Source organism: Pseudomonas sp. B12(2026) (assembly GCF_057767015.1).
On record NZ_CM173430.1, the window covers coordinates 620,479 to 644,483 of the forward strand.

Below are 24,005 nucleotides of genomic sequence, written 5' to 3' on the forward strand. Positions count from 1 at the left end.
GGGTTATATGGTCAAGTGAAGAAGCGCATACGGTGGATGCCTTGGCAGTCAGAGGCGATGAAAGACGTGGTAGCCTGCGAAAAGCTTCGGGGAGTCGGCAAACAGACTGTGATCCGGAGATCTCTGAATGGGGGAACCCAGCCAGCACAAGCTGGTTATCACACACTGAATACATAGGTGTGTGAGGCGAACCAGGGGAACTGAAACATCTAAGTACCCTGAGGAAAAGAAATCAACCGAGATTCCCTTAGTAGTGGCGAGCGAACGGGGACTAGCCCTTAAGCTTCTTTGAATCTAGCAGAACGCTCTGGAAAGTGCGGCCATAGTGGGTGATAGCCCCGTATGTGAAAGGTTCTTGGAAGTGAAATCGAGTAGGACGGAGCACGAGAAACTTTGTCTGAACATGGGGGGACCATCCTCCAAGGCTAAATACTACTGACTGACCGATAGTGAACCAGTACCGTGAGGGAAAGGCGAAAAGAACCCCGGAGAGGGGAGTGAAATAGAACCTGAAACCGTATGCGTACAAGCAGTGGGAGCCTACTTGTTAGGTGACTGCGTACCTTTTGTATAATGGGTCAGCGACTTATATTCAGTGGCGAGCTTAACCGAATAGGGAAGGCGTAGCGAAAGCGAGTCTTAATAGGGCGATTTAGTCGCTGGGTATAGACCCGAAACCGGGCGATCTATCCATGAGCAGGTTGAAGGTTAGGTAACACTGACTGGAGGACCGAACCCACTCCCGTTGAAAAGGTAGGGGATGACTTGTGGATCGGAGTGAAAGGCTAATCAAGCTCGGAGATAGCTGGTTCTCCTCGAAAGCTATTTAGGTAGCGCCTCACGTATCACTCCAGGGGGTAGAGCACTGTTTCGGCTAGGGGGTCATCCCGACTTACCAAACCGATGCAAACTCCGAATACCTGGAAGTGTCAGCGTGGGAGACACACGGCGGGTGCTAACGTCCGTCGTGAAAAGGGAAACAACCCAGACCGTCAGCTAAGGTCCCAAAGTTGTGGTTAAGTGGTAAACGATGTGGGAAGGCTTAGACAGCTAGGAGGTTGGCTTAGAAGCAGCCACCCTTTAAAGAAAGCGTAATAGCTCACTAGTCGAGTCGGCCTGCGCGGAAGATGTAACGGGGCTCAAACCACACACCGAAGCTACGGGTTCGTCGTAAGACGAGCGGTAGAGGAGCGTTCTGTAAGCCTGTGAAGGTGAGTTGAGAAGCTTGCTGGAGGTATCAGAAGTGCGAATGCTGACATGAGTAACGACAATGGGTGTGAAAAGCATCCACGCCGAAAGACCAAGGGTTCCTGCGCAACGTTAATCGACGCAGGGTTAGTCGGTCCCTAAGGCGAGGCTGAAGAGCGTAGTCGATGGGAAACAGGTTAATATTCCTGTACTTCTAGTTACTGCGATGGAGGGACGGAGAAGGCTAGGCCAGCTTGGCGTTGGTTGTCCAAGTTTAAGGTGGTAGGCCGAACACTTAGGCAAATCCGGGTGTTCAAGGCCGAGAGCTGATGACGAGCTTTCTTTTAGAGAGCGAAGTGGTTGATGCCATGCTTCCAGGAAAAGCTTCTAAGCTTCAGGTAACTAGGAACCGTACCCCAAACCGACACAGGTGGTCGGGTAGAGAATACCAAGGCGCTTGAGAGAACTCGGGTGAAGGAACTAGGCAAAATGGCACCGTAACTTCGGGAGAAGGTGCGCCGGCGAGGGTGAACGATTTACTCGGTAAGCCCATGCCGGTCGAAGATACCAGGCCGCTGCGACTGTTTATTAAAAACACAGCACTCTGCAAACACGAAAGTGGACGTATAGGGTGTGACGCCTGCCCGGTGCCGGAAGGTTAATTGATGGGGTTAGCGAAAGCGAAGCTCTTGATCGAAGCCCCGGTAAACGGCGGCCGTAACTATAACGGTCCTAAGGTAGCGAAATTCCTTGTCGGGTAAGTTCCGACCTGCACGAATGGCGTAACGATGGCGGCGCTGTCTCCACCCGAGACTCAGTGAAATTGAAATCGCTGTGAAGATGCAGTGTATCCGCGGCTAGACGGAAAGACCCCGTGAACCTTTACTGTAGCTTTGCACTGGACTTTGAGCCTGCTTGTGTAGGATAGGTGGGAGGCTTTGAAGCGTGGACGCCAGTTCGCGTGGAGCCAACCTTGAAATACCACCCTGGCATGCTTGAGGTTCTAACTCTGGTCCGTAATCCGGATCGAGGACAGTGTATGGTGGGCAGTTTGACTGGGGCGGTCTCCTCCTAAAGAGTAACGGAGGAGTACGAAGGTGCGCTCAGACCGGTCGGAAATCGGTCGCAGAGTATAAAGGCAAAAGCGCGCTTGACTGCGAGACAGACACGTCGAGCAGGTACGAAAGTAGGTCTTAGTGATCCGGTGGTTCTGTATGGAAGGGCCATCGCTCAACGGATAAAAGGTACTCCGGGGATAACAGGCTGATACCGCCCAAGAGTTCATATCGACGGCGGTGTTTGGCACCTCGATGTCGGCTCATCACATCCTGGGGCTGAAGCCGGTCCCAAGGGTATGGCTGTTCGCCATTTAAAGTGGTACGCGAGCTGGGTTTAGAACGTCGTGAGACAGTTCGGTCCCTATCTGCCGTGGACGTTTGAGATTTGAGAGGGGCTGCTCCTAGTACGAGAGGACCGGAGTGGACGAACCTCTGGTGTTCCGGTTGTCACGCCAGTGGCATTGCCGGGTAGCTATGTTCGGAAAAGATAACCGCTGAAAGCATCTAAGCGGGAAACTTGCCTCAAGATGAGATCTCACTGGGAACTTGATTCCCCTGAAGGGCCGTCGAAGACTACGACGTTGATAGGTCGGGTGTGTAAGCGCTGTGAGGCGTTGAGCTAACCGATACTAATTGCCCGTGAGGCTTGACCATATAACACCCAAACAATTTGTGTGTTAGACGGTGAAGTCGACGAACCGAAAGTTCGTGAGAACCGCAAATACCTGTCACATACCCGAATCCGGATGAGCGTGCGCGCAAGCCACGAGCGTCCTAAAGAATTGCTTGACGACCATAGAGCGTTGGAACCACCTGATCCCATCCCGAACTCAGCAGTGAAACGACGCATCGCCGATGGTAGTGTGGGGTTTCCCCATGTGAGAGTAGGTCATCGTCAAGCACCTATCCCAAAGCCCCTGATCAGCCAACGCTGGTCGGGGGCTTTGCTTTTGCGCGCGGGAAAAGCCAGCAGCTCTGCTGCATAGGCAAGTCCGGTGGGCCTCTATATGATGCGTGCCTGAATATTGCGGGGGTGATATGCAGACCTTGCTGAAATTGCTGAGCGATGGCCGCTTTCATTCGGGAGAGGAGCTCGGCGCTCTGCTCGGCGTGAGCCGGAGTGCTGTCTGGAAGCGCCTCGAAGGTTTTGAGCGCGACTATGGCATGACCGTGCAGAGAGTGCGCGGCCGGGGCTATCGCCTGGAAGAGCCGCTGAGCATTATCGAGCCCAGGCATGGCTCTGGTCCTTGGCCGTTGGATGTGCTTTTCACCATCGACTCCACCAATGCCGAAGTGCTGCGACGACTGTCCGCGGGAAATGCTGCCCCCTTCGCGGTACTGGCTGAGCGCCAGACTGCCGGGCGCGGCCGGCGCGGGCGGCAGTGGGAAAGCCCGTTCGGAGCCAACCTTTATTACACCCTGGGTATTTCCGTCCGCGGCGGCGCGAAGGAGCTTGAGGGGCTGAGCCTTGTCGTGGGGCTTGGCGTTGCGCGGGCCATTCGCTCCCTCGGTGTTGTCGATGTCGGGCTGAAGTGGCCCAACGACGTTCTGGTCGGCGGTAAGAAGATCGCCGGCATACTGCTCGAGCTCACCGGTGATCCGGCGGATATCTGCAGTGTCGCCATTGGTATTGGCATCAACGTGAACATGCGCAAGGCCGAGTCCATCGATCAGCCCTGGACGTCTCTGCGCGAAGCGCTGGGTGTGAGGGTCGATCGCAACGCGCTGCTTATGGCGCTGGAGATGGAGCTTGCCCTGGTGCTTGCCCGTCACCGCGAGCGGGGCTTTGCCGCCAGCCTCGAGGAGTGGGAGTCTCTTCATCTTTGGCAGGGGAGGCAGGTCACACTCTCCACTGCCGCCAATAATATCGTTGGGTGTGCGCTGGGCATCGACGAGCGAGGTGCTCTGCGCCTCCTGGTTGATGGGCAGGAGCAGCGTTACAGCGGAGGCGAGTTGAGTCTGAGGTTGTCTGATGATTCTTGAATTGGATTGCGGTAATAGCCTGATCAAGTGGCGTGTGGTTAGAAAGCACGATCTGGTGACTGTTGCAGGGGGCGTTGCCGATTCTGACCAGGCTCTGCTCGCACAGTTGCAGGTAGGCAACGCTCTGGAAATTCGCTATTGCCGGATGGTGAGTGTCCGCAGCGAGCAGGAGACCGATGCGCTGCGCAGCAGTCTTGAGAAGGCGTTCCCTGTCGCGGTGCGGATCGCCACGCCGGCGAAGGAACTCAGTGGCGTGGTGAATGGATATTGCGACTATCAGCGGCTTGGCATGGACCGTTGGCTCGCGTTGGTGGCGGGGCATTGTCTGGCGGGACGTGGCTGTCTGGTGATCGATCTCGGCACTGCGGTGACTGCCGACCTGGTAGACGCTTCCGGACGGCACATGGGCGGCTTTATCGCTCCCGGGATGTCGCTGATGCGCAGCCAGTTACGGACGCATACGCGCCGTATTCGCTACGACGATGAGGCCGCTCACGAGGCTCTGCAGAACCTGTTGCCGGGCCAGGAGACCTCCGAGGCGGTGGAGCGGGGCTGTGTTCTGATGCTGCGCGGGTTCGTGCGCGAACAATGCGAGTTGGCCAATCGTCTGCTGGGCGATGAGTGCGCGATATACCTGACCGGGGGAGATGCCGAGTTGGTAAGAGATGTACTCCCGCGCGCCGTGGTGCTTCCTGATCTGGTGTTTCTCGGCCTGGCGCTCGCCTGCCCGATTGAGTGAGTCTGATCGATGCGTTGGTTCTTTCTGTTCCTGCTGGCCCTGAATGTCTTCTATTACGTCTGGCATCAACAGCAGGCGCCGCTTCGTCCCAAGGAGGTCGCGCCCCTCAGTCTGTTCCATGGCGAGCAGAAGAATATCCGCCTGTTGAGTGAGTCGGCCGAGCCTCCCCGGTGGCGGCAGGTCGAGGAAAAGCCGGTGACGCCGGCTTCGGCCTGTCTGTTCCTGGGCGGCTTCCCAAACGAGGAGCGCGCCAAGCTGCTGACGCAGCGACTGCTGAGCCTCGATGTGCAGGCCTCCGTACAGACGGTGGATGCTGCTGCTGGTATCGATTACTGGGTGTATCTGCCGCCGCTGGCTTCGCGCCAGGCCTCGTTGTGGCAGTTGCGTGAGTTGCAGGCGCGCAAGATCGACAGCTACATCATCACCGAGGGAGATCTCGCAGACGGCATCTCGCTGGGGATATTCCAGCGTAAGGACTCCGCCGACAGCGTCGTTGAGCGGCTGAAGGGCGCGGGTTATGAGGCGTTGATTCGCGAACTGGCGCGGTCGCAACACGATTACTGGGTGCAGGTTGCTCCGGAAAGCAGCCGCCTGGTGGATGACTCGCTGGTGAGTCAGCTGGCTCCGGATTTTCCGGAGTTGCAAAAGCAGACGATGCCCTGCAAAAGCGTTGCAAGCCCTCAATAGTTTGAATAGAATGGCGCCCGCTTCGTAGGGGGGACCTGAAAGGGGAATTCCACGAAGCCGTTGTCGAAGAGCTAAGCTCAAGTTTTTAAAGAAAAAACTGTTGACAACGCGGTGGCAGGCTGTAGAATGCCGCCTCACTCGGAGGGGTTCCCGAGCGGCCAAAGGGATCAGACTGTAAATCTGACGTCTCAGACTTCGAAGGTTCGAATCCTTCCCCCTCCACCAGTTTCAAGCGTGAGCGTAAGGCTCCGCGGGTATAGTTCAGTGGTAGAACCTCAGCCTTCCAAGCTGATGATGCGGGTTCGATTCCCGCTACCCGCTCCAGACTTGCTGCTTGTGTTTGCTCATGTAGCTCAGCTGGTAGAGCACACCCTTGGTAAGGGTGAGGTCAGCGGTTCAAATCCGCTCATGAGCTCCATCTTGCAAAGGCAGATATGAAAATATCTGCCTTTGTTTTAATGGTGATGTGGCTTTCTCAATTCCTTACGGGAGACGGTCAAGATGGCTAAAGAAAAGTTTGAGCGTAACAAGCCGCACGTCAACGTCGGCACCATCGGTCACGTTGACCACGGTAAAACCACTCTGACCGCTGCGCTGACCAAGGTCTGCTCCGAGACCTGGGGCGGCTCCGCTCGCGCTTTCGACCAGATCGACAACGCGCCGGAAGAGAAGGCTCGCGGTATCACCATCAACACCTCTCACGTTGAATACGACTCGCCGGTGCGCCACTACGCTCACGTAGACTGCCCGGGCCACGCCGACTACGTGAAGAACATGATCACCGGTGCTGCCCAGATGGACGGCGCGATCCTGGTTTGCTCGGCAGCTGACGGCCCCATGCCGCAGACTCGCGAGCACATCCTGCTGTCCCGTCAGGTAGGCGTTCCCTACATCGTCGTGTTCCTGAACAAGGCCGACATGGTTGACGACGCCGAGCTGCTGGAACTGGTCGAGATGGAAGTTCGCGACCTGCTGAACACCTACGACTTCCCGGGCGATGACACCCCGATCGTCGTGGGTTCCGCTCTGATGGCTCTGAACGGCCAGGACGACAACGAGATGGGTGTTTCCGCCGTGCGCAAGCTGGTAGAGACCCTGGACTCCTACATCCCCGAGCCGGTTCGTGCAATCGACCAGCCGTTCCTGATGCCGATCGAAGACGTGTTCTCGATCTCCGGCCGTGGCACCGTGGTAACCGGTCGTGTCGAGCGTGGCATCGTCAAGGTTCAGGAAGAAGTGGAAATCGTCGGCATCAAGGCGACCACCAAGACCACCTGCACCGGCGTTGAAATGTTCCGCAAGCTGCTCGACGAAGGTCGTGCTGGTGAGAACGTCGGCGTCCTGCTGCGCGGCACCAAACGTGAAGACGTAGAGCGTGGCCAGGTTCTGGCCAAGCCGGGCACCATCAAGCCGCACACCAAGTTCGAGTGCGAAGTGTACGTGCTGTCCAAGGAAGAAGGTGGTCGTCACACCCCGTTCTTCAAAGGCTACCGTCCGCAGTTCTACTTCCGTACCACCGACGTGACCGGCAACTGCGAACTGCCGGAAGGCGTTGAGATGGTAATGCCGGGCGACAACGTGAAAATGGTTGTCACCCTGATCGCTCCGATCGCCATGGAAGATGGCCTGCGCTTCGCGATCCGCGAAGGCGGCCGTACCGTTGGCGCCGGCGTGGTTGCCAAGATCATCGAATAATCGATTGATCTTTCCTCATCAGGCCGGCATAATGGTCGGCCTGACTTTGTTCTAGGCCAGTAGCTCAATTGGCAGAGCGGCGGTCTCCAAAACCGCAGGTTGGGGGTTCGATTCCCTCCTGGCCTGCCAGATTCATTAAGATCTGGCACTTCTTTCAACGGGATTCCTAGCAGATGAATGCGAAGGCAGAGGCCAAAGAGTCGCGTCTTGATCTCTTGAAGTGGCTCTTGGTTGCGGTGCTGGTTGTGGTGGCAGTGGTCGCCAATCAGTATTTTTCCGCGCAGCCGATCTTCTATCGCGTGCTCGGTATTCTGGTTCTGGCGGCTATCGCTGGTTTCGTGTCGCTGCAGACTGTCAAGGGGCGTGCGTTCTTTGCCCTTGCCAAGGAAGCTCGCGCTGAAATTCGTAAGGTTGTATGGCCGTCTCGTCAAGAAACGACTCAGACCACGCTGATCGTGGTCGCGGTAGTGCTGGTGATGGCGCTACTGCTGTGGGGACTCGATTCCCTGCTGGGTTGGTTGGTTTCCATGATCGTAGGTTAAGGGTGTTCCGTGGCTAAGCGTTGGTACGTTGTGCATGCATACTCGGGTTACGAGAAGCATGTCATGCGCTCGCTGATCGAGCGGGTCAAGCTGGCCGGCATGGAAGGCGAATTCGGCGAGATCCTCGTCCCCACCGAAGAAGTCGTGGAGATGCGGAACGGCCAGAAGCGCAAGAGTGAGCGCAAATTCTTCCCCGGCTATGTCCTGGTGCAGATGGAGATGAACGAGGGTACTTGGCACTTGGTCAAGGATACTCCTCGCGTCATGGGCTTCATCGGTGGTACTGCCGACAAGCCGGCGCCGATCACCGACAAGGAAGCAGATGCCATTCTGCGCCGCGTTGCTGATAGCGGCGACAAGCCCAAGCCGAAGACACTGTTCGAGCCGGGCGAGACCGTGCGGGTTATCGATGGTCCGTTCGCTGACTTCAACGGTGTGGTCGAAGAGGTCAACTACGAAAAGAGCCGCATCCAGGTCGCTGTGCTCATTTTCGGTCGCTCTACCCCGGTGGAGCTGGAGTTCAGTCAGGTAGAGAAAGTCTAACTGACACACCGCATCCCACACCCCGCAGCCCTAGGCTGCGGGGTTTTGTCGTCATTGGGATAAACGCGAAAGCAACCGGGGAGCCGCAGGGCGCTTGAACCCGTAATTGGAGTAGCAAATGGCTAAGAAAATCCAGGCTTACATCAAGCTGCAAGTTAAGGCCGGTCAGGCCAACCCGTCGCCGCCGGTCGGCCCTGCGCTGGGTCAGCACGGCGTGAACATCATGGAGTTCTGCAAGGCGTTCAACGCCAAGACCCAGGGCATGGAGCCCGGTCTGCCGACTCCGGTGATCATCACCGTTTATAGCGACCGCAGCTTCACCTTTGAAACCAAGAGCACCCCGGCGTCCGTGCTGCTGAAGAAAGCTGCTGGTATCACCAGTGGTTCCAGCCGTCCGAACAGCCAGAAGGTAGGCACCGTTACCCGTGCCCAGCTGGAAGAGATCGCCAAGGCCAAGCAGGCCGATCTGACCGCTGCCGATCTGGATGCTGCCGTACGTACCATCGCTGGCTCCGCGCGCAGCATGGGCCTGAACGTGGAGGGTGTGTAATGGCTAAGCTGACCAAGCGTCAAAAGGCTATCGCCGAGAAGGTTGAAGCAGGCAAGCAGTACGGCTTCGAAGATGCCGCCAAGCTGCTGGCCGAACTGTCGACCATCAAGTTCAAGGAATCCGTTGACGTCGCCATCAACCTGGGCGTCGATCCGCGTAAATCCGACCAGGTCGTACGTGGTGCCACCGTTCTGCCGAACGGTACCGGCAAATCCGTGCGCGTTGCCGTCTTCACCCAGGGGCCGGCTGCCGAAGCCGCTCTGGCTGCTGGCGCCGACAAGGTTGGTATGGACGAACTGGCTGCCGAAATGAAGGCCGGTGACCTGAGCTACGACGTCGTCATCGCTTCTCCGGACGCCATGCGCGTTGTCGGCCAACTGGGCCAGGTTCTCGGTCCGCGCGGTCTGATGCCGAACCCGAAAGTCGGCACCGTGACCCCGGACGTCGCTACCGCCGTCAAGAACGCCAAGGCCGGTCAGGTACGTTTCCGTACCGACAAGAACGGCATCATCCACGCCTCCGTTGGCAAGATCGACTTCGAGCCGGTCAAGCTGAAGCAGAACGTGGAAGCGCTGCTGAGCGATCTGAAGCGTCTGAAACCCGCCTCCTCGAAGGGCGTGTACGTTCAGCGCGTAACCCTGAGCACCACCATGGGCCCGGGTCTGCAGATCGATCAGGCTTCGCTGGAAGGCTGATGAACTAAGTCGGACAGTGGGTTCGCCCACTGTCCGCAGGTATTGGGGTCCCTGCCTGGCGGGGGCTGTCCAAGACCGTAGGCGGCGCAAGCCTTAAACCTCAAGCCTACGCAGATGGTGCTCCCGATTCGTTAACCGAATCAGACACCAAAACGCCGTCCGGCTCCGGCTGGACGAATCGGTAACATCCAGGAGTAAACCCGTGGCAATTAAACTCGAAGACAAGAAGGCCATCGTCGCTGAAGTCAACGAGGCTGCCAAAGCCGGTCTGTCCGCTGTCGTGGCTGATGCCCGTGGCGTGACTGTCGGCGCAATGACCGGACTCCGTAAAGAGGCCCGCGCAGCTGGTGTGTACGTGAAAGTCGTACGTAACACCCTGCTCAAGCGCGCCGTTGAAGGCACTCAGTTTGAAGTGCTCAACGACACGTTCAAGGGCCCGACCCTGATTGCTTTCTCCAATGAACATCCGGGCGCTGCCGCTCGTATCTTCAAGGAGTTTGCCAAGGGTCAGGACAAGTTCGAGATCAAGGCGGCCGCGTTCGAGGGTCAGTTCCTCGCAGCCAATCAGATCGACGTGCTGGCGACCCTGCCGACCTACAACGAAGCTGTCGCACAGCTGATGAGCGTCATTCAGGGCGCTACCAGCAAGCTGGCTCGTACTCTGGCGGCAATTCGCGATCAGAAGGAAGCCACCGCAGCCTAAGGCTCGGCAGCTGCTTTCAACCTTTTTTGTTTAATAGATGGCGTACGCGCCGTCACCCAATACAGGAATTAGAGTCATGGCTCTGACCAACGAAGACATCATCAACGCCGTATCCGAAATGTCCGTCATGCAGATCGTTGAACTGATCAAGGCGATGGAAGAGAAGTTCGGCGTTACCGCCGCTGCTGCTGTTGCTGCTGGCCCGGCTGCTGGCCCGGCTGCTGCCGCTGAAGAGCAAACCGAGTTCACCATCGTCCTGGCCGAAGCTGGCGACAAGAAAGTGAACGTGATCAAGGTCGTTCGTGAACTGACCGGCCTGGGCCTGAAAGAAGCCAAGGCTGTCGTTGACGGCGCCCCGGGCGTGGTCAAGGAAGGCGCTTCGAAAGAAGAAGCCGAAGCTGCCAAGAAAGCCCTGGAAGAAGCAGGCGCCAAGGTCGAGCTCAAGTAAGTTCGGACCTTGCGTCTACAGCCCGAGCGTTAAGCGACAGGCTGATGGCTGGTGGCAATTGCCACCGGCCTTTTTCCGTTATGGGTTGGGTGCCGTGGGTACCCCTCCATAACGTGAAAATCCCGCCCGAGTGGCGGCGCAAACCTAGGGTTTGCACGATTTTTGGGCTGCTCCCTGCGAGGGAGAGGCCAAACAAGCAGGTGACCAAGCTGGGGAACGCTGATGGCTTACTCATACACTGAGAAAAAACGTATCCGCAAGGACTTTAGCAAGTTGCCGGACGTCATGGATGTGCCGTATTTGCTGGCCATCCAGCTGGATTCCTATCGCGAATTCCTGCAGGCGGGCGCAAGCAAGGATCAGGTCCGTGATATCGGCCTGCACGCGGCCTTCAAGTCCGTTTTCCCGATTATCAGCTATTCCGGCAATGCTGCCCTGGAATACGTCGGTTATCGCCTGGGCGAGCCGGCATTCGACGTCAAGGAGTGCGTGCTGCGCGGTGTGACCTTCGCCGTCCCGCTGCGTGTGAAAGTGCGCCTGATCATCTTCGACAAAGAGTCGTCGAACAAAGCGATCAAGGACATCAAGGAACAGGAAGTCTACATGGGGGAAATCCCCCTGATGACCGAGAACGGTACCTTCATCATCAACGGTACCGAGCGCGTCATCGTTTCCCAGCTGCACCGTTCCCCGGGTGTGTTCTTCGACCACGACCGTGGCAAGACCCACAGTTCCGGCAAGCTGCTGTACTCCGCTCGCATCATTCCTTACCGCGGTTCCTGGCTGGACTTCGAGTTCGATCCGAAGGACTGCGTGTTCGTCCGTATCGACCGTCGCCGCAAGCTGCCGGCGTCCGTCCTGCTGCGTGCGCTGAACTACAGCACCGAGGAAATCCTCAACGCGTTCTATGACACCAACGTCTTCCAGATCAAGGGCGAGACCCTGAACCTGGAACTGGTGCCCTCGCGTCTGCGTGGCGAGATCGCCAGCTTCGACATCAAGGATGCCAGCGGCAAGGTCATCGTCGAGCAGGGCCGCCGTGTCACCGCGCGCCACATCAACCAGCTCGAGAAGGCCGGCATCAGCCAGCTGGAAGTGCCGTTCGACTACCTCATTGGCCGTACCGTGGCCAAGGCCGTCGTGCATCCGGCCACCGGCGAGATCATTGCCGAGTGCAACACCGAGCTGAGCGTCGACACCCTGGCGAAGATCGCCAAGGCCCAGGTCGTGCGCCTGGAAACCCTGTACACCAACGACATCGACTGCGGTCCGTTCATCTCCGACACGCTGAAGATCGACTCCACCAGCAATCAGCTGGAAGCGCTGGTCGAGATCTACCGCATGATGCGTCCCGGTGAGCCGCCGACCAAGGAAGCCGCCGAGACCCTGTTCGGTAACCTGTTCTTCAGCGCCGAGCGCTACGACCTGTCCGCCGTTGGCCGCATGAAGTTCAACCGCCGCATCGGTCGTACCGAGATCGAAGGCGCCGGTGTGCTGAGCAAGGAAGACATCGTCGAGGTCCTCAAGACCCTGGTTGCCATCCGTAACGGTAAGGGCATCGTCGACGACATCGACCACCTGGGCAACCGTCGCGTCCGTTGCGTCGGCGAGATGGCCGAGAACCAGTTCCGCGTTGGCCTGGTGCGTGTAGAGCGCGCGGTCAAGGAACGCCTGTCGATGGCCGAAAGCGAAGGCCTGATGCCGCAGGACCTGATCAACGCCAAGCCGGTGGCTGCCGCGATCAAGGAGTTCTTCGGTTCCAGCCAGCTCTCGCAGTTCATGGACCAGAACAACCCGCTCTCCGAGATCACCCACAAGCGCCGTGTCTCCGCACTCGGCCCGGGCGGTCTGACCCGTGAGCGCGCGGGCTTCGAGGTTCGTGACGTACACCCGACCCACTACGGTCGCGTGTGCCCGATCGAGACTCCTGAAGGTCCGAACATCGGTCTGATCAACTCCCTGGCGACCTACGCCCGCACCAACAAGTACGGCTTCCTGGAAAGCCCGTACCGGGTGGTCAAGGAAGGTCAGGTCACCGACGACATCGTCTTCCTCTCCGCGATCGAAGAGGCCGACCACGTGATCGCCCAGGCCTCGGCGACCCTGAACGACAAGGGTCAGCTGATCGACGAACTGGTAGCCGTACGTCACCTGAACGAATTCACCGTGAAGGCGCCGGAAGACGTCACCCTCATGGACGTTTCGCCGAAGCAGGTCGTCTCCGTCGCTGCCTCGCTGATTCCGTTCCTCGAGCACGACGACGCCAACCGTGCACTCATGGGTTCGAACATGCAGCGTCAGGCTGTACCGACCCTGCGCGCCGACAAGCCGCTGGTAGGTACCGGCATGGAGCGCAACGTCGCCCGTGACTCCGGTGTCTGCGTGGTTGCCCGCCGCGGCGGCGTGATCGACTCGGTCGATGCCAGCCGTATCGTGGTCCGCGTGAACGACGACGAAGTCGAGACTGGCGAAGCCGGCGTCGACATCTACAACCTGACCAAGTACACCCGTTCCAACCAGAACACCTGCATCAACCAGCGTCCGCTGGTGCAGAAGGGCGACAAGGTCTCGCGCAGCGACATCCTGGCCGACGGCCCGTCCACCGACATGGGTGAACTGGCTCTGGGTCAGAACATGCGCGTAGCGTTCATGCCCTGGAACGGCTTCAACTTCGAAGACTCCATCTGCCTGTCCGAGCGCGTGGTCCAGGAAGATCGTTTCACCACGATCCACATCCAGGAACTGACCTGCGTTGCCCGTGACACCAAGCTTGGCCCAGAGGAAATCACCGCGGACATCCCGAACGTGGGTGAGGCCGCGCTGAACAAGCTGGACGAAGCCGGCATCGTCTACGTCGGCGCCGAAGTGCAGGCTGGCGACATCCTGGTCGGCAAGGTCACCCCGAAAGGCGAGACCCAGCTGACTCCGGAAGAGAAGCTGCTGCGCGCGATCTTCGGTGAGAAGGCGTCCGACGTGAAGGACACCTCCCTGCGCGTGCCGACCGGCACCAAGGGCACCGTCATCGACGTACAGGTCTTCACCCGTGATGGTGTCGAGCGCGACAGCCGCGCCCTGTCCATCGAGAAGATGCAGCTGGACGAGATCCGCAAGGACCTGAACGAAGAGTTCCGCATCGTCGAAGGCGCGACCTTCGAGCGTCTGCGTTCCGCTCTGGTCGGCGCCAAGGCCGACGGCGGTCCTGCCCTGAAGAAAGGCGCAGAGATCACCGACGAGTACCTGGACGGCCTCGAGCGCGGCCAGTGGTTCAAGCTGCGGATGGCGGACGATGCTCTGAACGAGCAGCTGGAGAAGGCCCAGGCCTACATCAGTGACCGCCGTCAGATGCTCGACGACAAGTTCGAAGACAAGAAGCGCAAGCTGCAGCAGGGCGACGACCTGGCTCCGGGCGTACTGAAGATCGTCAAGGTCTACCTGGCCATCAAACGTCGCATCCAGCCGGGCGACAAGATGGCGGGCCGCCACGGTAACAAGGGTGTGGTCTCCGTGATCATGCCGGTCGAAGACATGCCGCACGACGTCAACGGCACTCCGGTGGACATCGTTCTGAACCCGCTGGGCGTACCGTCGCGTATGAACGTCGGTCAGATCCTCGAAACTCACCTGGGCCTCGCGGCCAAGGGCTTGGGCGAGAAGATCAACCGCATGCTCGAAGAGCAGCGCAAGATCGCCGAGCTGCGTGGCTTCCTGAACGAGATCTACAACGAGATCGGCGGCCGCCAGGAAAGCCTGGACGAGCTGAACGATAACGAGATCATCGCTCTGGCCAACAACCTCAAGGGCGGCGTGCCCATGGCTACCCCGGTATTCGACGGTGCCAAGGAGCGCGAGATCAAGGCCATGCTGAAGCTGGCCGATCTGCCGGAAAGCGGTCAGATGCGTCTGTATGACGGCCGCACCGGCAACCAGTTCGAGCGTACGACCACCGTTGGTTACATGTACATGCTCAAACTGAACCACCTGGTCGATGACAAGATGCACGCACGTTCCACCGGCTCCTACAGCCTGGTTACCCAGCAGCCGCTGGGTGGTAAGGCGCAGTTCGGTGGCCAGCGTTTCGGGGAGATGGAGGTCTGGGCGCTGGAAGCCTACGGTGCCGCCTACACCCTGCAGGAAATGCTGACCGTGAAGTCGGACGACGTGAACGGCCGTACCAAGATGTACAAGAACATCGTGGACGGGGATCACCGCATGGAGGCCGGCATGCCTGAGTCCTTCAACGTGCTGATCAAAGAGATCCGCTCGCTCGGCATCGATATCGAACTGGAAACCGAATAACACGTGACGTCAAACGGTGCGGCTGGTCAAGGCCGGTCGCACCGGGTCCGTGAGGAGGAAAGGCCTTGAAAGACTTGCTCAATCTGTTGAAAAACCAGGGTCAAATCGAGGAGTTCGATGCCATCCGTATTGGTCTGGCCTCGCCCGAGATGATTCGTTCCTGGTCCTTCGGCGAAGTTAAGAAGCCGGAGACCATCAACTACCGTACCTTCAAGCCGGAGCGCGATGGCCTGTTCTGCGCCAAGATTTTCGGCCCGGTGAAGGACTACGAGTGCCTGTGCGGTAAGTACAAGCGCCTCAAGCACCGCGGTGTGATCTGCGAGAAGTGCGGCGTCGAAGTCGCGCTGGCCAAGGTGCGCCGCGAGCGCATGGGCCACATCGAACTGGCCTCGCCGGTCGCCCACATCTGGTTCCTGAAGTCCCTGCCGTCCCGTATCGGCCTGCTGCTAGACATGACCCTGCGTGACATCGAGCGCGTGCTCTATTTCGAGAGCTACGTGGTGATCGACCCGGGCATGACCACCCTGGAGAAGGGCCAGCTGCTGAACGACGAGCAGTACTTCGAAGCCCTCGAAGAGTTCGGTGACGACTTCGACGCCCGCATGGGCGCGGAAGCCGTTCGCGAGCTGCTCAACGCCATCGACCTGGAGCACGAGATCGGTCGCCTGCGCGAAGAGATTCCGCAGACCAACTCGGAAACCAAGATCAAGAAGCTGTCCAAGCGCCTGAAGCTGATGGAAGCCTTCCAGGGCTCCGGCAACCATCCCGAGTGGATGGTGCTGACCGTCCTGCCGGTGCTGCCGCCGGACCTGCGTCCGCTGGTTCCGCTGGATGGCGGCCGCTTCGCGACTTCCGATCTGAACGATCTGTACCGTCGCGTGATCAACCGTAACAACCGTCTGAAGCGCCTGCTCGACCTGGCCGCTCCGGACATCATCGTGCGCAACGAAAAGCGCATGCTGCAGGAAGCCGTCGACGCCCTGCTGGACAACGGCCGCCGCGGCCGTGCCATCACCGGCTCGAACAAGCGCCCGCTGAAGTCCCTGGCCGACATGATCAAGGGCAAGCAGGGTCGCTTCCGTCAGAACCTGCTCGGTAAGCGCGTGGACTACTCCGGCCGTTCGGTAATCACCGTGGGTCCGACCCTGCGTCTGCACCAGTGCGGTCTGCCGAAGAAAATGGCTCTGGAGCTGTTCAAGCCGTTCATCTTCGGCAAGCTGGAAGGTCGTGGCATGGCCACCACCATCAAGGCCGCCAAGAAGATGGTCGAGCGCGAGCTGCCGGAAGTGTGGGACGTTCTCGCCGAGGTGATCCGCGAGCATCCCGTACTGCTGAACCGTGCGCCGACCCTGCACCGTCTGGGCATCCAGGCGTTCGAACCGGTACTGATCGAAGGTAAAGCCATCCAGCTGCACCCGCTGGTCTGCGCCGCGTACAACGCCGACTTCGACGGTGACCAGATGGCCGTGCACGTCCCGCTGACCCTCGAGGCCCAGCTGGAAGCGCGCGCGCTGATGATGTCGACCAACAACATCCTGTCGCCCGCCAACGGCGAGCCGATCATCGTTCCGTCGCAGGACGTGGTAATGGGTCTGTACTACATGACCCGTGAAGCCGTGAATGCGAAGGGCGAGGGCATGGCTTTCGCAGACCTGCAGGAAGTTGACCGCGCCTACCGCAGCGGTCAGGTGTCCCTGCACGCCCGCGTAAAAGTGCGCATCAACGAGAAGATCAAGAACGAAGACGGCAGCCTGACCGCCAACACCCGCATCGTCGACTCCACCGTCGGCCGTGCGCTGCTGTTCCAGGTCGTTCCGGCCGGCCTGCCCTTCGACGTGGTCAACCAGTCGATGAAGAAGAAGGCGATCTCCAAGCTGATCAACCACTGCTACCGCGTGGTGGGTCTGAAGGACACCGTCATCTTCGCCGACCAACTGATGTACACCGGCTTCGCCTACTCGACCATCTCCGGTGTGTCGATCGGCGTGAACGACTTCGTCATCCCGACCGAAAAGGCTCGCATCATCGATGCCGCCACCGAGGAAGTGAAGGAGATCGAGAGCCAGTACGCCTCCGGCCTGGTAACCCAGGGCGAGAAGTACAACAAGGTGATCGACCTCTGGTCCAAGGCCAACGACGAAGTGTCCAAGGCGATGATGGCCAACCTCTCGAAAGAGAAGGTGACCGACCGCGAGGGCAAGCAGGTCGACCAGGAGTCCTTCAACTCCATGTACATGATGGCGGACTCCGGTGCGCGGGGTTCCGCGGCCCAGATCCGTCAGCTGGCCGGTATGCGCGGCCTGATGGCCAAGCCGGACGGCTCGATCATCGAGACCCCGATCACCGCGAACTTCCGCGAAGGCCTGAACGTACTCCAGTACTTCATCTCCACCCACGGTGCTCGTAAAGGTCTGGCGGATACCGCGCTGAAGACCGCGAACTCCGGTTACCTGACCCGTCGTCTGGTCGACGTGGCCCAGGACCTGGTAGTGACCGAGATCGATTGCGGCACCGAGCACGGCCTGCTGATGTCCCCGCACATCGAAGGCGGCGACGTGGTCGAACCGCTGGGCGAGCGCGTGCTCGGCCGTGTGGTTGCCCGTGAAGTGTTCAAGCCGGGTACCGACGAAGTCATCGTCGAGGCTGGCACCCTGATCGACGAGAAGTGGGTCGACTTCCTCGAGCAGATGAGCGTCGACGAAGTTCTGGTTCGCTCGCCCATCACCTGCGAAACCCGCCATGGCATCTGCTCGAAGTGCTACGGCCGCGATCTGGCCCGTGGCCACCGCGTGAACATCGGTGAAGCTGTCGGCGTCATCGCCGCCCAGTCGATCGGTGAGCCGGGTACCCAGCTGACCATGCGTACCTTCCACATCGGTGGTGCGGCCAGCCGTACTTCCGCCGTGGACAACGTGCAGGTCAAGAACGGCGGCACCATCCGCCTGCACAACCTGAAGCATGTTGAACGTGCCGACGGTGCGCTGGTGGCGGTCTCCCGTTCCGGCGAACTGGCCATCGCCGACGACTTCGGTCGCGAGCGCGAGCGCTACAAGCTGCCGTACGGTGCGGTGATTTCCGTGAAGGAAGGTGACAAGGTCGACCCGGGCGCCATCGTCGCCAAGTGGGACCCGCACACCCACCCGATCGTCACCGAGATGGACGGTACCGTGGCCTTCGTGGGCATGGAAGAGGGCATCACCATCAAGCGCCAGACCGACGAACTGACCGGTCTGACCAACATCGAGGTGATGGATCCGAAGGATCGTCCGGCTGCTGGCAAGGACATCCGTCCGGCCGTGAAGCTGATCGACGCCGCTGGCAAGGACCTGATGCTGCCGGGTACCGACGTACCGGCGCAGTACTTCCTGCCGGCGAACGCCCTGGTCAACCTGAACGACGGCGCCAAGGTGCGTGTGGGTGACGTTATCGCACGTATCCCGCAGGAAACCTCGAAGACCCGTGACATCACCGGTGGTCTGCCGCGCGTTGCCGACCTGTTCGAAGCTCGTCGTCCGAAAGAGCCTTCGATCCTGGCGGAAATCAGCGGCACCATCTCCTTCGGCAAGGAAACCAAGGGCAAGCGCCGTCTGGTCATCACTCCCACGGACGGTAGCGATCCGTACGAGGAGCTGATTCCGAAGTGGCGTCACCTGAACGTGTTCGAAGGTGAACAGGTAAGCCGTGGTGAAGTGATCTCCGACGGCCCGAGCAACCCGCACGACATCCTGCGTCTGCTGGGTGTGAGCTCGCTGGCCAAGTACATCGTCAACGAGATCCAGGACGTTTACCGTCTGCAGGGCGTGAAGATCAACGACAAGCACATCGAGACCATCCTGCGTCAGATGCTGCGCAAGGTCGAAGTGGCCGAGTCGGGCGACTCCTCCTTCATCAAGGGCGATCAGGTCGAGCTGGTCCAGGTGCTGGAAGAGAACGAAGTACTGGCTACCCAGGACAAGTTCCCGGCCAAGTACGAGCGCGTCCTGCTGGGTATCACCAAGGCCTCGCTGTCCACCGAGTCGTTCATCTCGGCGGCGTCCTTCCAGGAGACCACCCGCGTCCTCACCGAGGCGGCGGTCACCGGCAAGCGCGACTTCCTGCGCGGCCTGAAGGAAAACGTGGTCGTGGGTCGTCTGATCCCGGCAGGTACCGGCCTTGCTTACCACAGCGAGCGCAAGCGTCAGCGCGATCTCGGCAAGCCGCAGCGCGTCAGCGCCAGCGAAGCCGAAGCCGCACTGGCCGAAGCGCTCAATCTGAGCGGTAACTAAGCCTCAAACGAAGCCCCGGTTGTCTTGACAACCGGGGCTTTGTCTTGACGGTGTACAGGAAGCTCTTTAGTATCTTGTACCCCGAAAATTGGCAGGGCTCACGCTCTGCCCATTTTCGTTTTTAAGTGTCGTAAGACAATCAGTGGAGCTATAGATGGCAACTATCAACCAGCTGGTGCGCAAACCGCGCAAGCGCCTGGTGGACAAGAGCGGCGTTCCTGCCCTGCAGAACTGCCCTCAGCGTCGCGGCGTATGCACCCGCGTATACACCACCACCCCGAAGAAGCCGAACTCTGCACTGCGTAAGGTGTGTCGTGTTCGTCTGACCAACGGTTTCGAGGTTTCCTCGTACATCGGTGGTGAAGGTCACAACCTGCAGGAGCACAGCGTAGTGCTGATCCGCGGCGGTCGTGTAAAGGACCTCCCGGGTGTGCGTTACCACACCGTGCGCGGTTCGCTGGATACCTCCGGCGTCAAAGACCGTAAGCAGGGTCGTTCCAAGTACGGCGCCAAGCGTCCGAAGTAATTTTGTTTTCCTATTTGCTGAGTCGATAAGAGTAAGGTCGGGCACCGTCCCGAGCTAACCTGAAGACCGTTTGAGGGCTTATCAATGCCAAGACGTCGTGTAGCGGCCAAGCGTGAGATCCTGGCCGATCCGAAATACGGAAGCCAGATTCTGGCCAAGTTCATGAACCACGTGATGGAAAGCGGCAAGAAAGCCGTTGCCGAGCGTATCGTTTACGGTGCTCTGGACAAGGTCAAAGAGCGCGGTAAAGGCGACCCCCTGGAAATCTTCGAAAAAGCACTCGACGCCATCGCTCCGCTGGTCGAAGTGAAGTCCCGCCGTGTCGGCGGTGCTACCTACCAGGTTCCGGTCGAAGTACGCCCGTCCCGTCGTAATGCGCTGGCCATGCGCTGGCTGGTGGACTACGCCCGCAAGCGTGGCGAGAAGTCCATGGCTCTGCGCCTTGCTGGCGAGCTGCTGGATGCCGCTGAAGGCAAAGGCGCTGCCGTCAAGAAGCGTGAAGACGTGCACCGTATGGCTGAGGCCAACAAAGCGTTCTCGCACTACCGCTTCTAATTACGGCATCAACACTTTTGCGAGGGCTTTATGGCTCGTACTACAGCAATTAACCGCTATCGGAACATTGGTATCTGTGCCCACGTTGACGCGGGCAAGACCACCACTACCGAGCGGATCCTGTTCTACACAGGTCTCAGCCACAAGATGGGTGAGGTGCACGACGGCGCTGCTACCACCGACTGGATGGTGCAGGAGCAGGAGCGTGGTATCACCATCACTTCCGCTGCGATCACCACCTTCTGGGAAGGTTCGCGCGGCCAGTACGACAAGTACCGCGTAAACGTCATCGACACCCCTGGCCACGTAGACTTCACCATTGAAGTTGAGCGCTCCCTGCGCGTGCTGGACGGTGCTGTCGTTGTGTTCTGCGGCACCTCCGGCGTTGAGCCGCAGTCCGAAACCGTATGGCGTCAGGCCAACAAGTACGGTGTTCCGCGTATCGTCTACGTGAACAAGATGGACCGCGCCGGCGCCAACTTCCTGCGCGTCGTCGGTCAGATCAAGAACCGCCTGGGTCACACCCCGGTTCCGGTTCAGCTGGCCATCGGTGCAGAGGATGACTTCGAAGGTCAGATCGACCTGCTGAAGATGAAGGCCATCTACTGGAACGAAGACGACAAGGGTACTTCTTACCGCGAGGAAGAGATCCCTGCCGAGCTGCTGGACCTGGCCAACGAGTGGCGCAGCAACATGGTCGAGGCTGCTGCCGAAGCCAACGAAGAGCTGATGAACAAGTACCTGGAAGAGGGTGAGCTGTCGATCGAAGAGATCAAGGCCGGCCTGCGTCAGCGTACTATCGCCTGCGAAATCGTTCCGGCTGTCTGCGGTTCCTCGTTCAAGAACAAGGGCGTGCCCCTGGTTCTCGATGCCGTTATCGACTTCCTGCCTGCTCCGACCGAGATTCCGGCGATTCAGGGCGTCCACCCGGACAGCACTGATGACAACGAAATCCACGACGAGCGTCCGGCTGACGACAACGCACCGTTCTCCGCTCTGGCGTTCAAGATCGCTACCGACCCGTTCGTAGGTACCCTGACCTTCGTTCGCGTCTACTCGGGCGTTCTGGAGTCTGGCAACTCGGTTGTCAACTCCGTGAAAGGCAAGAAAGAGCGCGTTGGTCGTATGGTGCAGATGCACGCCAACCAGCGTGACGAGATCAAAGAAGTACGCGCTGGCGACATCGCTGCTCTGATCGGCATGAAGGACGTCACCACTGGTGACACCCTGTGCGACATCGAGAAGCCGATCATCCTCGAGCGTATGGACTTCCCGGAGCCGGTAATCTCGGTAGCTGTTGAGCCGAAGACCAAGGCTGACCAGGAGAAGATGGGTATTGCCCTCGGCAAGCTGGCTCAGGAAGACCCGTCGTTCCGCGTCAAGACCGACGAAGAAACCGGCCAGACCATCATCTCCGGTATGGGTGAGCTGCACCTGGACATCCTCGTCGACCGCATGAAGCGCGAGTTCGGCGTCGAGGCCAACATCGGCAAGCCGCAGGTTTCCTACCGCGAAACCATCTCCAAGGACAACGTAGAGATCGAAGGCAAGTTCGTTCGCCAGTCCGGCGGCCGCGGCCAGTTCGGTCACTGCTGGATCCGCTTCTCGACTCCGGACGTGGATGAGAAGGGCAACATCACCGAAGGTCTCGTCTTCGTCAACGAAGTCGTGGGCGGTGTGGTTCCGAAGGAATACATCCCGGCGATCCAGAAAGGTATCGAGGAGCAGATGAAGAACGGCGTCGTTGCCGGCTATCCGCTCATCGGCCTGAAGGCTACCGTCTTCGATGGTTCCTACCACGACGTCGACTCCAACGAGATGGCGTTCAAGATCGCTGCTTCCATGGCGACCAAGCAACTGGCCCAGAAGGGCGGTGGTAAGGTGCTTGAGCCGATCATGAAGGTAGAGGTGGTGACTCCTGAGGACTACATGGGTGACGTGATGGGTGACCTGAACCGTCGTCGTGGTCTGATTCAGGGGATGGAGGACTCGGTTTCCGGTAAGGTGATCCGTGCCGAGGTTCCGCTGGGCGAAATGTTCGGTTACGCAACCGACGTGCGTTCCATGTCCCAGGGTCGCGCAAGCTACTCCATGGAATTCTCCAAGTACGCCGAAGCTCCGTCGAACATCGTCGAAGCTCTCGTTAAAAAACAAGCTTGATTCAGCCCTTTAAGTACGAGGTTTACTGTCGTGGCTAAGGAAAAATTCGAACGTAACAAACCGCACGTCAACGTCGGCACCATCGGTCACGTTGACCACGGTAAAACCACTCTGACCGCTGCACTGACCAAGGTCTGCTCCGAGACCTGGGGCGGCTCCGCTCGCGCTTTCGACCAGATCGACAACGCGCCGGAAGAGAAGGCTCGCGGTATCACCATCAACACCTCTCACGTTGAATACGACTCGCCGGTACGCCACTACGCTCACGTAGACTGCCCGGGCCACGCTGACTACGTGAAGAACATGATCACCGGTGCTGCCCAGATGGACGGCGCGATCCTGGTTTGCTCGGCAGCTGACGGCCCCATGCCGCAGACTCGCGAGCACATCCTGCTGTCCCGTCAGGTAGGCGTTCCCTACATCGTCGTGTTCCTGAACAAGGCCGACATGGTTGACGACGCCGAGCTGCTGGAACTGGTCGAGATGGAAGTTCGCGACCTGCTGAACACCTACGACTTCCCGGGCGATGACACCCCGATCGTCGTGGGTTCCGCTTTGATGGCTCTGAACGGCCAGGACGACAACGAGATGGGTGTTTCCGCCGTGCGCAAGCTGGTAGAGACCCTGGACTCCTACATCCCCGAGCCGGTTCGTGCAATCGACCAGCCGTTCCTGATGCCGATCGAAGACGTGTTCTCGATCTCCGGTCGTGGCACCGTGGTAACCGGTCGTGTCGAGCGTGGCATCGTCAAGGTTCAGGAAGAAGTGGAAATCGTCGGCATCAAGGCGACCACCAAGACCACCTGCACCGGCGTTGAAATGTTCCGCAAACTGCTCGACGAAGGTCGTGCTGGTGAGAACGTCGGCGTCCTGCTGCGCGGCACCAAGCGTGAAGACGTAGAGCGTGGCCAGGTTCTGGCCAAGCCGGGCACCATCAAGCCGCACACCAAGTTCGAGTGCGAAGTGTACGTGCTGTCCAAGGAAGAAGGTGGTCGTCACACCCCGTTCTTCAAGGGCTACCGTCCGCAGTTCTACTTCCGTACCACTGACGTGACCGGCAACTGCGAACTGCCGGAAGGCGTTGAGATGGTAATGCCGGGCGACAACGTGAAAATGGTTGTCACCCTGATCGCTCCGATCGCCATGGAAGATGGCCTGCGCTTCGCGATCCGCGAAGGCGGCCGTACCGTTGGCGCCGGCGTGGTTGCCAAGATCATCGAGTAATCGCTGATCCGCTCCAGAAAAAGGGACCCCTCGGGGTCCCTTTTTCGTTGAGTTGGTTAAATATTGACACCCCCAAGGTGCATCCGTACAATTGCGCCTCCTTTTAACGGGCGGAGTCCGTCCGTTGGGAATGGCAACTTGGAGTCTG

Annotated in this window: 16 protein-coding genes, 4 tRNA genes and 2 rRNA genes; all 22 read left to right on the forward strand. The window is 59.3% G+C overall.

Annotated features, from left to right (window positions below):
- The first annotated feature begins 9 nt into the window (after positions 1–9).
- The 22 genes from AC3B6A_RS02890 to tuf (AC3B6A_RS02995) all read left to right on the forward strand — a co-directional run bounded on the left by AC3B6A_RS02890 (position 10) and on the right by tuf (AC3B6A_RS02995) (position 23,857).
- A 23S ribosomal RNA gene (locus AC3B6A_RS02890) occupies positions 10–2,900 on the forward strand.
- 131 nt (positions 2,901–3,031) lie between these two features.
- Positions 3,032–3,147 (forward strand): 5S ribosomal RNA (rrf, locus tag AC3B6A_RS02895).
- A gap of 137 nt (positions 3,148–3,284) precedes the next feature.
- Positions 3,285–4,229, forward strand: a complete 945-nt coding sequence (birA, locus tag AC3B6A_RS02900; RefSeq protein ID WP_488400844.1) for a bifunctional biotin--[acetyl-CoA-carboxylase] ligase/biotin operon repressor BirA — start codon at positions 3,285–3,287, stop codon at positions 4,227–4,229.
- Positions 4,219–4,968: a pantothenate kinase gene (locus AC3B6A_RS02905; protein WP_488400845.1), complete on the forward strand. Its 750-nt coding sequence runs from the start codon at positions 4,219–4,221 to the stop codon at positions 4,966–4,968. Before birA ends, AC3B6A_RS02905 begins: the two co-directional genes overlap by 11 nt.
- Before the next feature lie 9 nt (positions 4,969–4,977).
- Positions 4,978–5,655 (forward strand): SPOR domain-containing protein, encoded by a 678-nt coding sequence (locus AC3B6A_RS02910; RefSeq protein ID WP_488400846.1) that lies wholly within the window; start codon positions 4,978–4,980, stop codon positions 5,653–5,655.
- A 140-nt stretch (positions 5,656–5,795) separates the two neighbouring features.
- A tRNA-Tyr gene (locus AC3B6A_RS02915) sits at positions 5,796–5,880 on the forward strand.
- Positions 5,881–5,905: 25 nt separating this feature from the next.
- Positions 5,906–5,979: transfer RNA gene (locus tag AC3B6A_RS02920), tRNA-Gly, on the forward strand.
- Positions 5,980–5,997: 18 nt separating this feature from the next.
- Positions 5,998–6,073 (forward strand) — tRNA-Thr (locus AC3B6A_RS02925).
- An 83-nt stretch (positions 6,074–6,156) separates the two neighbouring features.
- A complete protein-coding gene (gene tuf / locus AC3B6A_RS02930) occupies positions 6,157–7,350 on the forward strand; it encodes an elongation factor Tu (RefSeq protein ID WP_152219891.1) in 1,194 nt (397 codons plus the stop codon).
- A 53-nt stretch (positions 7,351–7,403) separates the two neighbouring features.
- Positions 7,404–7,479 (forward strand) — tRNA-Trp (locus AC3B6A_RS02935).
- Between the two features lie 44 nt (positions 7,480–7,523).
- On the forward strand, positions 7,524–7,892 hold the full coding sequence (gene secE / locus AC3B6A_RS02940; RefSeq protein ID WP_488400847.1) for a preprotein translocase subunit SecE: 369 nt from the start codon (positions 7,524–7,526) through the stop codon (positions 7,890–7,892).
- Positions 7,893–7,901: 9 nt separating this feature from the next.
- Positions 7,902–8,435, forward strand: a complete 534-nt coding sequence (gene nusG / locus AC3B6A_RS02945) for a transcription termination/antitermination protein NusG (RefSeq protein ID WP_488400848.1) — start codon at positions 7,902–7,904, stop codon at positions 8,433–8,435.
- A 118-nt stretch (positions 8,436–8,553) separates the two neighbouring features.
- Complete coding sequence (gene rplK, locus AC3B6A_RS02950; protein ID WP_090268512.1) at positions 8,554–8,985, forward strand: 50S ribosomal protein L11; 432 nt, start codon at positions 8,554–8,556, stop codon at positions 8,983–8,985.
- Positions 8,985–9,680 (forward strand): 50S ribosomal protein L1, encoded by a 696-nt coding sequence (rplA, locus tag AC3B6A_RS02955; protein ID WP_488400849.1) that lies wholly within the window; start codon positions 8,985–8,987, stop codon positions 9,678–9,680. Before rplK ends, rplA begins: the two co-directional genes overlap by 1 nt.
- A 202-nt stretch (positions 9,681–9,882) precedes the next feature.
- A complete protein-coding gene (rplJ, locus tag AC3B6A_RS02960) occupies positions 9,883–10,383 on the forward strand; it encodes a 50S ribosomal protein L10 (protein WP_089393446.1) in 501 nt (166 codons plus the stop codon).
- 76 nt (positions 10,384–10,459) lie between these two features.
- A complete protein-coding gene (rplL, locus tag AC3B6A_RS02965) occupies positions 10,460–10,831 on the forward strand; it encodes a 50S ribosomal protein L7/L12 (RefSeq protein WP_275609980.1) in 372 nt (123 codons plus the stop codon).
- Between the two features lie 222 nt (positions 10,832–11,053).
- On the forward strand, positions 11,054–15,127 hold the full coding sequence (gene rpoB, locus AC3B6A_RS02970) for a DNA-directed RNA polymerase subunit beta (RefSeq protein ID WP_488400850.1): 4,074 nt from the start codon (positions 11,054–11,056) through the stop codon (positions 15,125–15,127).
- 65 nt (positions 15,128–15,192) lie between these two features.
- Positions 15,193–19,392, forward strand: a complete 4,200-nt coding sequence (rpoC, locus tag AC3B6A_RS02975; protein WP_488400851.1) for a DNA-directed RNA polymerase subunit beta' — start codon at positions 15,193–15,195, stop codon at positions 19,390–19,392.
- A gap of 154 nt (positions 19,393–19,546) precedes the next feature.
- On the forward strand, positions 19,547–19,918 hold the full coding sequence (gene rpsL, locus AC3B6A_RS02980) for a 30S ribosomal protein S12 (RefSeq protein ID WP_015475317.1): 372 nt from the start codon (positions 19,547–19,549) through the stop codon (positions 19,916–19,918).
- 84 nt (positions 19,919–20,002) lie between these two features.
- Complete coding sequence (rpsG, locus tag AC3B6A_RS02985; RefSeq protein WP_276230128.1) at positions 20,003–20,473, forward strand: 30S ribosomal protein S7; 471 nt, start codon at positions 20,003–20,005, stop codon at positions 20,471–20,473.
- Between the two features lie 30 nt (positions 20,474–20,503).
- Positions 20,504–22,633 carry an elongation factor G gene (gene fusA, locus AC3B6A_RS02990; protein WP_488400852.1) on the forward strand — a complete coding sequence of 710 codons (2,130 nt, stop codon included), beginning with the start codon at positions 20,504–20,506 and terminating at the stop codon, positions 22,631–22,633.
- A 30-nt stretch (positions 22,634–22,663) separates the two neighbouring features.
- On the forward strand, positions 22,664–23,857 hold the full coding sequence (gene tuf / locus AC3B6A_RS02995; RefSeq protein ID WP_152219891.1) for an elongation factor Tu: 1,194 nt from the start codon (positions 22,664–22,666) through the stop codon (positions 23,855–23,857).
- The last annotated feature ends 148 nt before the right edge of the window (positions 23,858–24,005 follow it).

Bases quoted from the DNA above. Each gene is read 5' to 3' on its own strand.
- rpoB (WP_488400850.1), top strand. From the start codon at position 11,054: ATGGCTTACTCATACACTGAGAAAAAACGTATCCGCAAGGACTTTAGC.
- secE (WP_488400847.1), top strand. From the start codon at position 7,524: ATGAATGCGAAGGCAGAGGCCAAAGAGTCGCGTCTTGATCTCTTGAAG.
- rplK (WP_090268512.1), top strand. From the start codon at position 8,554: ATGGCTAAGAAAATCCAGGCTTACATCAAGCTGCAAGTTAAGGCCGGT.
- birA (WP_488400844.1), top strand. From the start codon at position 3,285: ATGCAGACCTTGCTGAAATTGCTGAGCGATGGCCGCTTTCATTCGGGA.
- fusA (WP_488400852.1), top strand. From the start codon at position 20,504: ATGGCTCGTACTACAGCAATTAACCGCTATCGGAACATTGGTATCTGT.
- AC3B6A_RS02905 (WP_488400845.1), top strand. From the start codon at position 4,219: ATGATTCTTGAATTGGATTGCGGTAATAGCCTGATCAAGTGGCGTGTG.
- tuf (WP_152219891.1), top strand. From the start codon at position 6,157: ATGGCTAAAGAAAAGTTTGAGCGTAACAAGCCGCACGTCAACGTCGGC.
- rpsG (WP_276230128.1), top strand. From the start codon at position 20,003: ATGCCAAGACGTCGTGTAGCGGCCAAGCGTGAGATCCTGGCCGATCCG.
- rplA (WP_488400849.1), top strand. From the start codon at position 8,985: ATGGCTAAGCTGACCAAGCGTCAAAAGGCTATCGCCGAGAAGGTTGAA.
- rplL (WP_275609980.1), top strand. From the start codon at position 10,460: ATGGCTCTGACCAACGAAGACATCATCAACGCCGTATCCGAAATGTCC.
- AC3B6A_RS02910 (WP_488400846.1), top strand. From the start codon at position 4,978: ATGCGTTGGTTCTTTCTGTTCCTGCTGGCCCTGAATGTCTTCTATTAC.
- rpsL (WP_015475317.1), top strand. From the start codon at position 19,547: ATGGCAACTATCAACCAGCTGGTGCGCAAACCGCGCAAGCGCCTGGTG.